This window comes from Mycobacterium sp. (assembly GCF_025965855.1).
In the GTDB taxonomy this organism is placed as follows: Bacteria; Actinomycetota; Actinomycetes; order Mycobacteriales; family Mycobacteriaceae; genus Mycobacterium.
In genome coordinates this window covers 26,004-37,826 of record NZ_JAOPWB010000172.1, presented here as the reverse complement: position 1 = coordinate 37,826, position 11,823 = coordinate 26,004, and the positions used below count along the sequence as shown (strand labels likewise).

Below are 11,823 nucleotides of genomic sequence, written 5' to 3'. Positions count from 1 at the left end.
GCGGGCCACCGACTGCACAGCTCGCTCGAACCGGTAACACCCTTTCGACAAGATGCCCTTGTTCAGACCCGACTTGGCCGCGGCCCCATTCGGCACGAACCCACCAGGGTTGTCCGGGTCCGGGGCCCGCGGCGCCCGCCGCGTCATGTTCTTGACCGCAAGGTTCTCCAGCACCACCACCAGGGCTAGAACCCGCGGTCCGCCGCGCTACCTACTTCCCGATCGTGTCACCGGCCCTGACATCGTGCGTCATATCGCACCGACGATCTTGTGCGACACCCGTCTACGTCGCTGACCCCGTAAAAACCGCGTCGTGAGGTTGATCGCGCTGCCCTCGCAGACGAATAACGGCAATGCCGAACGCCTGCGTTCGCGATCTGAACCGGCATTGATTTCTGGCCGAGCGGGCGACCCGGTGCAGCTGTCGCCCGTGCGGACCACCAATGCCGGGCGGGGATTCCATGGTTTCTTCGGGCCCACCGCACCAGGGTGACCGTCGGTTCGACGACACGATGGGTCGGGTACGGGAAGTCTCGCCGTGATGCGCCGGGCGACCGACGAGCCGGCCGGCCCGCGGGGCCAGGCTGTGGCGAAGGACCGCGCGGATCACGAAACGCGTGTTCGACGACCTGCTCGACGACCTGCGGGCGGGTTTGGGCCGGTGACCGTAAGGGCCGCCGGGTGGCGTCGTTAGGCTGTGCCGCATGGCTGCTGACATCGTGCCGATCCGGCTCGGGCTGACGAAGGGCGACCTGTACACGTTGTGGGCTCCACGCTGGCGCGACGAGGGAGACGAGTGGGAGGCGTTCCTCGGCAAGGACGACGACCTCTTTGCCTTCGAATCCGTCGCCGACCTGGCCGCATTCGTCAGGACCAATACCGACAACGACCTGACCGACCATCCCGCGTGGGACGGGTTGACCGAGGCGTCCGCGCATAAGTTCGATCCGCCAGAGGATCGCCAGTACGACCTCGTCAGTCTCCAGGAGCTGGTCGCCGAGAAGCCCAGCCAGGAGACGATCAAGGAGCTGCACCGCACGCTGGCGATCGTGTCGGCCATCGGATCGGTGTGCGAAATGCCCGCGGTCACCAAATTCTTCAACGGCAACCCGGTGCTCGGGACGGTCGGCGGGGGCATCGACTTTTTCGCCGGGCGGGCCGGCCGCAAGCGGTGGGCCGAGATCGAGTCGGTGATCGGCCGCGGCTGGGACAACGTGGTCGACGCGATCGACGCGATCGTCACCATTCCCGACGTGGACGTGGCCGCCTCGGAGAAGGCCGATGCGGAGCTGGCCGAACCCGCACCCGAACCCGAAGCCGAGGAACCCGAGGAGACCGCGGAAGCCGCAGCCGACACCGACACAACAACCGACGCCGACACCGCCGACACCGCCGACGCGAAGGCCGACGCCGAGGAGGAGTCCGACGATCTCGCCGACCACGCGCAGGGGCTGGTGCTGGGCAGCGACGACGACTTCTGGCTCAAGGTGGGCATCGATCCGGTGCGGATGATGACAAGCGGTGGCACCTACTACACCCTGCGCTGTTATCTCGACGACGAGCCGATCTTCTTGGGCCGCAACGGAAGAATCAGCGTGTTCACCTCCGAACGCGCAATGGCGCGCTATCTGGCCGACGAACACGACCACGACCTGTCCGATCTGGCCACCTATGACGACATCCGCACCGCGGCTACCGACGGCTCACTGCAGGTCAACATCGGCGACGACAACGTCTACGTGCTGACCGGAATCGCAGACGACCTCGCCGACGGCCCTGACGCCATCGACCGCGACCAGCTGGAACTCGCCGTCGAATTGCTCAGGGATGTGGGCGAATACGCCGAGGACACCGCGGTCGACGAGACCCTGGACGCCGATCAGCCGCTGGGCCGGGTGGTGGCCCATGTGCTTGACCCGGACACCGTCCGCCGCCCGGGCCCGCCGTACGCGAAGGCCGTCGAGCAGTGGGAGGCGCTGGAGGCGTTCGTCGAATCGCGGCTGCGCCAAGAGTAGAGCTACAGCTCGGTCGCCAGGGGATGCCGCGGCTCGTACAGGCCGAGCTCACCGCCGCTGGGAAGCCGGATGCTGGTCAGCAGGCCCCACCGCTGGTCGCTGACCGGGCCGCAGCTCACGCCATTGGCGGCGAGCTGTTCGATGGTGGCGTTGAGGTTGTCGCACATCAGGTACAGCTCGTGCGACCCGGCGTCCTCGACCGGATGCACGGCCACCTCGGCGGGCGGCAGCTTGAAGATTAGCCAGCCGCCTCCGGCGTCGACGTGTGGGTACTCCAACACGTCCCGAAGGAACGCCCGATCCGCGTCGGCGTCGCGGCTGTACACGATCACATGAGCGCCGGTGATCACACACGTCACGATACGTCGCGATGAGTTCGCGGCCCCGCGGTGGTCTGCACGACTATGACCCTGCCTAGCACCGCAACCACCCGTTCCGTGACCGTTCCCGGCGCCCGCCTGCATTACGAGATCCGCGGTAGTGGCCCCCTGCTGCTCGTCATCGGCTCTCCCATGGCGTCGGCGGATTTCGCGTCGCTAGCCGACGCGCTGGCCGGTGACCGCACCGTCGTCACCTACGACCCGCGCGGCCACGCCAACTCCACGATCGACGATCCCGAGGAGGAATCCACGCCCGAGCGGCGCGCCGACGACATCGTCGCGATCCTCGATGATCTCGGAGCGGAGTCGGCCGACGTGTTCGGCTCCAGCGGCGGTGCGGTGACCGGCCTTGCGCTGGCGGCCAGGCATCCCGCGCGGGTGCGCACGCTCGTCGCGCACGAGCCGCCGCTGCTGGAATTGCTGCCCGACGCCGCCGGGCAACGCGCAAAGACCGAGGACATCGTGGAGACCTTCCACGCCGCGGGCATGCAGGCGGCCTGGTACAAGTTCATGGTCAACGCCGGCTTCGACGTGACGATGCCGGCGAAGGTGCCAGTCGAACCACCGGAGCCGACCGAACAGGACGTTCGTGAGGCGGCGCGGTTCTTCGACCACGAACTGCGACCGACTACGCGGTATCTGCCCGACGTCGCGGCGTTGACGGCCGCACACGTGGTGATCGGCATCGGCGTGGACTCCGCGCGTCTGCTCACCGACAAGACATCGCGTGCACTGGCCGTGCTGCTCGGCAGCACACCCGCGGAGTTCCCCGGCGACCACGGCGGATTCCTCGGCGCGCCAGAAGAATTCGCCGACACGCTTCGCAACGTGCTCGCCTAACGCCGCAAGGTATTCACTTACTTCCGCGAGCGGAGAAGAGCGTTAGCCGACAAGGACGGCGAAGCGCGGTTTGATCACGTCGTCGATGATCGCCAGCCGTTCGTCGAACGGGATGAACGCCGACTTCATCGCGTTGATCGTGAAGCGCTCGAGGTCACTCCACCCGTAACCGAACGCCTCAACAAGCCGCAGCATTTCCTGGCTCATCGTGGTGTCGCTCATCAACCGGTTGTCGGTGTTGACGGTCACGCGGAACCGTAGCCGGGCCAGCAGGTCGAAGGGATGCTCGGCGATGCTGCCGACCGCGCCGGTCTGCACATTGCTGCTCGGACACATTTCGAACGGAATCCGCTTGTCCCGCAACAACGATGCAAGTCGGCCCAGCTGCGCGGTGCCGTCGGCGCCGATGGCGATGTCGTCGACGATGCGCACGCCGTGGCCAAGCCGATCGGCGCCGCAGAATGCGATCGCCTCTTGGATCGACGGCAACCCGAACGCCTCGCCGGCGTGAATGGTGAAGCGCGCGTTGTTGCCTCGCATGTACTCGAACGCATCGAGATGCCGCGTCGGCGGGTATCCGGCCTCGGCGCCGGCGATGTCGAAACCGACGACGCCCTTGTCCCGGAACCGGATGGCCAGCTCGGCGATCTCGCGGGAGCGCGCGGCGTGTCGCATCGCGGTGACCAGGCAGCGCACGGTGACGGCCCGGCCCTCTGCGCTGGCGGCCTTCTCGCCGTCGGCGAAGCCGGCCAGCACCGCGCCGACGACCGCGTCGAGCGACAGCCCGCGGTCGATGTGGAGTTCGGGCGCGAAGCGGATTTCGGCATACACCACGTTGTCGGCCGCCAGGTCTTCGACGCACTCGTAGGCCACCCGGTACAGGGCCTCCGATGTCTGCATCACGCCGACGGTGTGCGCGAACGGTTCGAGGTAGCGCACCAGCGATCCGCTGTGTGCGGCGGTGCGAAACCATGCCGCGAGCTCGTCGGCGCCGCTGGAGGGCAGCTCGTCGTAGCCGCTCGCCTCGGCGAGCTCCAGCACCGTGGCGGGCCGCAGCCCACCGTCGAGGTGATCATGCAGCAGCGCCTTCGGTGCGTGCCCGACCGAATCCAGGGTCAGCGGTGTGATCACGGGGCGATCCGATCGATCACCAGCGGCCGCGGCTTCGGCGCGGCGTCGCCGACACTCCACGCGCCGTCCATCTCTGCCATGGCGGCCTCGAACCGTTCCGGGGTGTCGGTGTAGAGCGTGAACAACGCTTCGCCGGCGGCGGTTGGCTCACCCGGGCGCCGATGGATGCGCAGCCCGGCGCCGGGCTGCACCCGCTCACCCGGGACGGAGCGGCCCGCGCCGAGCCGCCACACCGCCAGTCCCACCGCCATCGCATCGATGAGTCCCATCGTGCCATCGCGCGGTGCCGACATGGTCTCGGAATATGCTCCGATCGGCAGCGGTCGAGACAAGTCGCCGCCCTGCGCGGCGACCAGCTCACGGAACCGATCCATCGCCGAGCCGTCCTTCAAGGTCTCGGCGGGGTCGATTCCGTCGAGCCCGGCGGCGTCAAGCATCTCGACGGCCAAGGCCAGCGTCAGCTCCACCACATCGGCCGGCCCGCCGCCGGCCAGCACCTCCAGCGATTCATCAACCTCGACGGCGTTGCCGACGGTGCGGCCCAGCGGTGTCTCCATGTCCGTCAGCAGCGCGCGCGTCACCAGCCCTTCCTCGATGCCCAGCTCCACCATCGTGCGGGCCAGTTCACGAGACTCCGCCTCGGTCGCAAGGAACGCCCCGCTGCCGACCTTGCTGTCGAGCACAAGGGCCCTGGTGCCCTCGGCGATCTTTTTGCTCATCACGGAGCTCGCGATCAACGGCAGTGACTCGGTGGTGGCGGTGACGTCGCGCAGCGCGTAGATCTTTCGATCGGCAGGGGCGAGCTCACCGGCCGCGAAGATCGCCGCCCCGAGGTCGCAAAGTTGTTGCCGGATTTGGGCTTTGGAGATCTCGGCGGTGAAACCCGGGATGGACTCCAGCTTGTCGAGGGTTCCGCCGGTGTGCCCGAGCCCGCGACCCGCCGCCTGTGGCACCGCTCCCCCGCACGCCATCACGACGGGAACCAGCGGAATGGTGATCTTGTCGCCGACGCCGCCGGTGGAATGCTTGTCCACCAACGCCAGTGGCTTGCCGTCGCGCCGCAGATCGGTAAAGTCCAACCGCTCACCGGAGTCCACCATGGCCGCCGTCCAGCGGGCGATCTCGGCACCGGTCATGCCCCGCAGGAAGATGGCCATCAGCAACGCCGACATCTGCTCGTCGGCGACCCGGCCGTGGGTATAGCCGTCGATCACCCAGTCGATCGCCGCATCCGACAACACCCCGCCGTCGCGCTTGCTCCGGATGACGGTAGGAGCATCAAACGGATGCGACATCGAGCCTCCGAGCGTCGAATGTGAAGTCGGTCACGGCGTTTCCTCGTGCGCAGGCTCGTTGGTGCGGGCCAAGTCCTGCGGACCGAACGCGTCAGGAAGCAGCTCACCCAACGGCCGGGGACCCAACGGATGGTCGATCAGCAGCGCCGGGCCGCCGTGCTCCAGCAGCACCTGCCGGCAGCGTCCGCACGGCATCAGCACCTCTCCCGTCGCGTCCACACACGACAGCGCGATCAGCCTGCCTCCACCGCCGGAATGCAGGGCGCAAACCACAGCGCATTCGGCACAGAGACCAAGGCCATATGAGACATTCTCCACATTGCAGCCGGCCAGCATTCGGTGATCGTCGACCAGCGCAGCCGCCCCGACGGCGAATCCCGAGTACGGCGCGTATGCGTGGGCTGCGACTTCAGTTGCCTTGTACCGCAACATCTTCCAGTCGATCTCGGATGTCATGTCACCCTCGCCGAGCCGATTCTGAATGCATTCCGAAGCTCCCGTTCTGCGGCCGACCACGTGAGGTAGGTAACCCTAACTTTTGCCGTTTTCCGTGCACCGACGGCTAAACGGTAGTTCGTTAAGCAGTACAAGTGGGTTTAGAGTCGCCCCGAGGTTTTGGGCAGGGTGATCGGTCGCGACCGATGTCGCCGCCGCGGCGGCTCCGAGCCCAAGCGTCCACCGATGGCGTTGGAGGCCAGATGAGTACTGCGACACCCGCGAGCCCGGCGTTACCCGCTCCGCGATCGCAACCGTCTCGCAGACGTTCCCTCTATCGCGGCGATCCCGGGATGTGGTCCTGGGTGCTGCACCGGATTACCGGGGCAACCATCTTCTTCTTCCTGCTCGTGCACGTGCTCGACACCGCGCTGGTCCGCGTCAGCCCCCAGGCATACAACGAGGTAATCAACACCTACAAGACGCCGATTGTCGGCCTGATGGAGATGGGCCTGGTCGCGGCGGTGCTCTACCACGCCCTCAACGGCATCCGGGTCATCCTCATCGACTTCTGGCAGCACGGTCCCAAATACCAGCGCCTCATGTTGTGGATCATCATCGGCGTCTGGCTGGCCGTGATGATCCCCGCGCTCGGCGTGCTCGGCATGCACATGGCGGAGCGATTCCTGTGACCGCGCCATGGACACCCCACCACCGCGAGGGCCGTCTGGCACCTGTGCAAGAACGTGAACACGACCGCCCGGCCAGCCTCGACCATCCACGCGCACCTCGGCGCCCGAGGGGCATCCCGTACTTCGAGAAATACGCCTGGCTCTTCATGCGGTTCTCCGGCGTGGCGCTGGTGTTTCTGGCCCTCGGGCACCTGTTCATCGGGCTGATCTGGGACAACGGCGTCTATCGCATCGATTTCAACTACGTCGCGCAGCGCTGGGCCTCACCGTTCTGGCAGATCTGGGATATGGCGTTGCTGTGGCTGGCGATGGTGCACGGCGCCAACGGCATGCGCACCATCATCGGCGATTACGCCCGCAAGAACACCACCAAGTTCTGGCTGAATTCGGTGCTGTTGCTGGCGACGGGGTTCACGTTGGTGCTGGGTAGCTACGTGTTGGTCACCTTCGACGCCAGCATCGCTTAGGGGGCGCAGGATGATTGTTGAACATCGCTACGACGTCGTGATCGTCGGCGCAGGCGGCGCGGGCATGCGCGCCGCGGTCGAGGCGGGTCCCCGCGCGCGTACCGCGGTGCTGACCAAGCTGTACCCCACGCGCAGCCACACCGGCGCGGCGCAGGGCGGCATGTGCGCGGCGCTGGCCAACGTCGAAGAGGACAACTGGGAGTGGCACACGTTCGACACCGTCAAGGGCGGCGACTACCTCGCCGACCAGGACGCGGTCGAGATCATGTGCAAGGAAGCCATCGACGCGGTGCTCGACCTCGAGAAGATGGGAATGCCGTTCAACCGCACCCCCGAGGGCCGCATCGACCAGCGCCGCTTCGGCGGGCACACCCGCGATCACGGCAAGGCGCCGGTGCGCCGGGCATGCTATGCCGCCGACCGCACCGGGCACATGATCCTGCAGACCCTCTACCAGAACTGCGTCAAGCACGACGTGCAGTTCTTCAACGAGTTCTACGCGCTGGACCTGGTGCTCACGCAGACCCCGACCGGGCCGGTGGCCACCGGCGTGGTCGCGTACGAGCTCGCGACGGGCGAGATTCATGTCTTCCACGCCAAGGCCGTCGTGATCGCGACCGGCGGCTCGGGCCGGATGTACAAGACGACCTCTAACGCGCACACGCTGACCGGCGACGGCATCGGCATCGTCTTCCGCAAGGGACTTCCGTTGGAGGACATGGAGTTTCACCAATTCCACCCGACCGGCCTGGCCGGCCTGGGCATCCTGATCTCCGAGGCCGTGCGCGGTGAGGGCGGCCGGCTGCTCAACGGGGAGGGCGAGCGCTTCATGGAACGCTACGCCCCGACGATCGTCGACCTGGCGCCGCGCGACATCGTCGCCCGCTCGATGGTGCTGGAGGTCCTGGAGGGCCGCGGCGCCGGCCCGCACAAGGATTACGTGTACATCGACGTGCGCCACCTCGGCGAGGACGTGCTGGAGGCCAAGCTGCCCGACATCACCGAGTTCGCCCGCACTTACTTGGGCGTGGACCCGGTGCACGAGCTCGTGCCGGTCTACCCGACGTGTCACTACGTGATGGGTGGCATCCCGACGACCGTGACGGGACAGGTGTTGCGGGACAACGCTTCCACCGTCCCGGGCCTGTACGCGGCCGGGGAGTGCGCGTGCGTGTCGGTGCACGGCGCCAACCGGCTGGGCACCAACTCGCTGCTAGACATCAACGTCTTCGGGCGCCGGACCGGCATCGCCGCGGCGGGATACGCCCGGGGGCACGACTTCGTCGACATGCCGCCGGACCCGTCGGCGATGGTCGTCGGGTGGGTGGGCGACATCCTCTCCGAGCACGGCAACGAGCGGGTCGCCGACATCCGTGGCGCCCTGCAGCAGTCGATGGACAACAACGCAGCGGTGTTCCGCACCGAGGAGACGCTGAAGCAGGCGCTCACCGACATCCACGCGTTGAAGGAGCGCTACTCGCGAATCACCGTGCACGACAAGGGAAAGCGCTACAACAGTGACCTGCTGGAAGCCATCGAGCTCGGCTTCTTGCTGGAGCTGGCCGAGGTCACCGTCGTCGGCGCTCTGAATCGCAAGGAGTCCCGGGGCGGCCATGCCCGCGAGGACTACCCCAACCGCGACGACGTCAATTACATGCGCCACACCATGGCCTACAAGCAGGGCACCGATCTGCTCAGCGACATCGCGCTGGACTTCAAGCCCGTCGTGCAGACCCGCTACGAACCCAAGGAACGGAAGTACTGATGACCGCAGGCGACGGCCTGGAACCCGAAGAGGCACCGCAGGTCCAGTCGACGCTCGAGCCCCCCTTGCCGGAGATCCCCGAGGGCGCGGTGATGGTGACCGTCAAGATCGCCCGGTTCAACCCCGATCAGCCCGAGGCGTTCGCGGAAACCGGTGGGTGGCAAAGCTTTCGGGTGCCGTGCCTGCCCAGCGACCGGATGCTCAACCTGCTGATCTACATCAAGAGCTACCTGGACGGGACGCTGACCTTCCGGCGATCCTGCGCGCACGGGGTGTGCGGGTCGGACGCCATGCGCATCAACGGCGTCAACCGGCTGGCCTGCAAGGTGCTGATGCGCGACCTGCTGCCCGCGGGAAAGAAGGGGAGGCCGGGCAAGCCGCTGACCATCACGGTCGAGCCGATCCGCGGGCTGCCGGTGGAGAAGGACCTCGTCGTCGACATGGAGCCTTTCTTCGACGCCTACCGGGCGGTGAAGCCGTACCTGATCACCACCGGCAATCCCCCGACGCGGGAACGCATCCAGAGCCCGGCCGACCGCGCCCGCTACGACGACACCACCAAGTGCATCCTGTGCGCGTGCTGCACCACCAGCTGCCCGGTCTTCTGGCACGAGGGCAGCTACTACGGGCCGGCGGCGATCGTCAACGCGCACCGCTTCATTTTCGACAGCCGCGACGAGGCGGCCGCCGAGCGCCTCGACATCCTCAACGAGGTCGACGGCGTGTGGCGGTGCCGGACCACGTTCAACTGCACCGAGTCCTGCCCCCGGGGCATCGAGGTCACCAAGGCGATCCAGGAGGTCAAGCGCGCGATCATGTTCTCGCGCTGAAGCCCTGGCGAGCGCGTCATCCGCACGAGTCAACAAAGTTCGTGGCGACGACTTCGGTTGCCCCCCAACCGTTTAGCCTGGTACATCGCGGCATCGGAGGCGGTGATCAACTCGTCCAGAAGTGATTGTGGTTCGGGTGCGACGTCGTCGAGGCGGGCGCAGGCGGTGCCGATGCTGGCGGTAACTCCCGCGGCCGACGCCGCGATGGCGCGGCACATCCGCGCGGCCAACGACTCGGCGTTGCAGCTCGACGAAGTGCCGGCCAACAGAAATTCCTCACCGCCGCTCCGCGCCACCACCGCCTGGTTGTCGGCAGCGGCCAACAGCGCCTGGGCGACCTGGACCAGCGCGTGGTCCCCCGCGGCGTGGCCGGACCTGTCGTTGAGGGCTTTGAAATTGTCGAGATCGATCAGCAAGACCACGAGGTGGGAGTCGATGCCCCGCCGGGCCAGGATCATCCCCAGTGCCTCGTGCTGAAATGCACGCCGGTTGAGCAGTCCCGTCAACGGATCGCGATCGGCGCGCAACAGATCTCCCGCCAAGGCGCGCACCAGGATTCGAATGGCCAGTGGCAGGGCGATGTTGACCTCGATCACCAGCCACAAATCCACCCCCGCGAGGCTGGGGTGTCCAGATCTCGCCAGCGACACGGCCGCCCAGGAGCCAACGGCGGCGGCCACCGCGAAGTTGTACAGCACGAATCCCGTCGTGTGAAAGAACGCCATGTAGGCACCGAAGGTCGCGAAAGCAACGCACCCGATCAGCGCGGCCAGCGGGTTCGGGTGCGCCAGGCACGCCAAGGCGACGGCGGTGTTGAAGGTCAGGGCAAAAACGATTGATTGCGCGCGCGTCGGCCAGCGCCATATCCACAGCAACATTCCCGCTACCCCGCCGGAGACGGCAATCCACGTCATCGCCACCGGCACCGGTCCGTGGGGGCCATCCGAGCCGGATAGCAGCGCGAGGAGGCACAGCACCATCGACGCCGCGATGAATGCCATCACGGCCCGGGTGGCGCCGCTGATGCCCCGCGAGGCAAGGTAACCGGAGAGCCAGTCGTACTGATCGGCCCGCCATCACCGGCTAAACAGCGCGGTCATCGCTGACTCCCACTCGCTCCCAATCGCTCCCCACCCGTCGAGAGGCTAGCCGCATGCTACGGCTCTATCGCGGCTGACGAGGCAAATTGTCGCCTCTCCGCTGGAGCCGAGCGTGCACAAAATGTCACCATTTGCGGCGTGTCGTCGTACAGACACGCACGGTCGCGGTGGGGGCGCGCCGCCGTCACACTTTCGCGCGCCATCCCGTCTGACGGGTATGACACAGAAAACTCGCATCGAGCCCTTGCACCCCCAGCGCGCCGGACTGCTGACCCGCACTATGTACCGGGTGGCCAAGCGGCGCTACGGCCAGGTTCCCGAACCGTTCGCCGTGTCCGCGCAGCACCGCAAACTGATGATCGCCGGCGCCGTGCACGAAACCCTGGTCGACTGGGCGTCCAAGACGCTCCCCATCAGCGTGCGCGAGCTCGCGGTGTTGTGGACCGCGCGCGCGATCGGCTGCTCGTGGTGCGTCGACTTCGGGTCGATGCTGCAGCGCCTGGACGGCCTGGACGTCGAGCGGCTCAAGGACATCGAAAATTACGCAACTTCACCGCTTTTCAGCGACGACGAGCGCGCGGCCATCGCCTACGCCGACGCGATGACCACCGACCCGCAGACCGTCACCGACGGGCAGGTCGCCGATCTGAAGGCCCGCTTCGGCGACGCCGGCGTGTTCGAGCTGACCTACCAGATCGGGCTGGAGAACATGCGGGCGCGGGTGAACTCCGCCCTGGGCATCACCGAGCAGGGCTTCAATTCCGGTGCTGCGTGCCGCATTCCGTGGGCAAGCGGCGATCGCAACAACGGCATAGCCGGTGAACCTGTCCGGTTTGGCGATACTCCATAGGGGCGCAGACCTTTGGCGGGGGC

The 11,823-nt window shown here is 67.0% G+C and carries 11 protein-coding genes and 1 pseudogene; 7 read left to right on the top strand and 5 right to left on the bottom strand.

All coding sequences use genetic code 11. From position 1 onward, the window contains the following. The first annotated feature begins 704 nt into the window (after nucleotides 1-704). Nucleotides 705-2,015, top strand: a complete 1,311-nt coding sequence (locus JWP83_RS13930) for a primosomal protein (RefSeq protein WP_297730777.1) — start codon at nucleotides 705-707, stop codon at nucleotides 2,013-2,015. 2 nt (nucleotides 2,016-2,017) lie between these two features. On the opposite strand, the gene JWP83_RS13925 is transcribed toward JWP83_RS13930, so the two are convergent. Beyond that, nucleotides 2,018-2,365, bottom strand: coding sequence for an extradiol dioxygenase (locus JWP83_RS13925; protein ID WP_297730776.1), 348 nt, complete (start codon nucleotides 2,363-2,365; stop codon nucleotides 2,018-2,020). 87 nt (nucleotides 2,366-2,452) lie between these two features. Between JWP83_RS13925 and JWP83_RS13920 the strand changes: the two genes are divergently transcribed. Beyond that, on the top strand, nucleotides 2,453-3,235 hold the full coding sequence (locus JWP83_RS13920) for an alpha/beta fold hydrolase (RefSeq protein WP_367185639.1): 783 nt from the start codon (nucleotides 2,453-2,455) through the stop codon (nucleotides 3,233-3,235). A gap of 42 nt (nucleotides 3,236-3,277) precedes the next feature. Here JWP83_RS13920 and JWP83_RS13915 read toward each other — a convergent pair whose 3' ends face one another. The 3 genes from JWP83_RS13915 to JWP83_RS13905 are packed head-to-tail and all read right to left on the bottom strand — an operon-like array spanning nucleotide 3,278 to nucleotide 6,117. Next, nucleotides 3,278-4,366 (bottom strand): adenosine deaminase, encoded by a 1,089-nt coding sequence (locus JWP83_RS13915; RefSeq protein ID WP_297730771.1) that lies wholly within the window; start codon nucleotides 4,364-4,366, stop codon nucleotides 3,278-3,280. Next, a complete protein-coding gene (locus JWP83_RS13910) occupies nucleotides 4,363-5,661 on the bottom strand; it encodes a thymidine phosphorylase (protein ID WP_297730769.1) in 1,299 nt (432 codons plus the stop codon). The genes JWP83_RS13915 and JWP83_RS13910 overlap by 4 nt, the downstream gene beginning before the upstream one ends. 30 nt (nucleotides 5,662-5,691) lie before the next feature. Next, nucleotides 5,692-6,117, bottom strand: a complete 426-nt coding sequence (locus tag JWP83_RS13905; RefSeq protein WP_297730767.1) for a cytidine deaminase — start codon at nucleotides 6,115-6,117, stop codon at nucleotides 5,692-5,694. Nucleotides 6,118-6,359: 242 nt separating this feature from the next. On the opposite strand from JWP83_RS13905, the gene sdhC reads away from it, so the two are divergent. The 4 genes from sdhC to JWP83_RS13885 are packed head-to-tail and all read left to right on the top strand — an operon-like array spanning nucleotide 6,360 to nucleotide 9,850. After that, nucleotides 6,360-6,788 (top strand): succinate dehydrogenase, cytochrome b556 subunit, encoded by a 429-nt coding sequence (gene sdhC / locus JWP83_RS13900; protein ID WP_297730765.1) that lies wholly within the window; start codon nucleotides 6,360-6,362, stop codon nucleotides 6,786-6,788. After that, nucleotides 6,785-7,255 (top strand): succinate dehydrogenase hydrophobic membrane anchor subunit, encoded by a 471-nt coding sequence (locus tag JWP83_RS13895; protein ID WP_297730763.1) that lies wholly within the window; start codon nucleotides 6,785-6,787, stop codon nucleotides 7,253-7,255. Before sdhC ends, JWP83_RS13895 begins: the two co-directional genes overlap by 4 nt. Before the next feature lie 10 nt (nucleotides 7,256-7,265). Next, nucleotides 7,266-9,020 carry a succinate dehydrogenase flavoprotein subunit gene (gene sdhA / locus JWP83_RS13890; RefSeq protein WP_297730761.1) on the top strand — a complete coding sequence of 585 codons (1,755 nt, stop codon included), beginning with the start codon at nucleotides 7,266-7,268 and terminating at the stop codon, nucleotides 9,018-9,020. Further along, nucleotides 9,020-9,850, top strand: coding sequence for a succinate dehydrogenase iron-sulfur subunit (locus tag JWP83_RS13885; RefSeq protein ID WP_297730759.1), 831 nt, complete (start codon nucleotides 9,020-9,022; stop codon nucleotides 9,848-9,850). The genes sdhA and JWP83_RS13885 overlap by 1 nt, the downstream gene beginning before the upstream one ends. A 29-nt stretch (nucleotides 9,851-9,879) precedes the next feature. Here JWP83_RS13885 and JWP83_RS13880 read toward each other — a convergent pair whose 3' ends face one another. Beyond that, the gene (locus JWP83_RS13880) at nucleotides 9,880-10,851 is read right to left on the bottom strand and encodes a GGDEF domain-containing protein (RefSeq protein ID WP_297730756.1); all 972 of its coding nucleotides are present in this window, start codon (nucleotides 10,849-10,851) and stop codon (nucleotides 9,880-9,882) included. Between the two features lie 298 nt (nucleotides 10,852-11,149). Between JWP83_RS13880 and JWP83_RS13875 the strand changes: the two are divergent. After that, nucleotides 11,150-11,800, top strand: a pseudogene (locus JWP83_RS13875) (carboxymuconolactone decarboxylase family protein); the annotation flags it as partial. Between the last annotated feature and the right edge of the window lie 23 nt (nucleotides 11,801-11,823).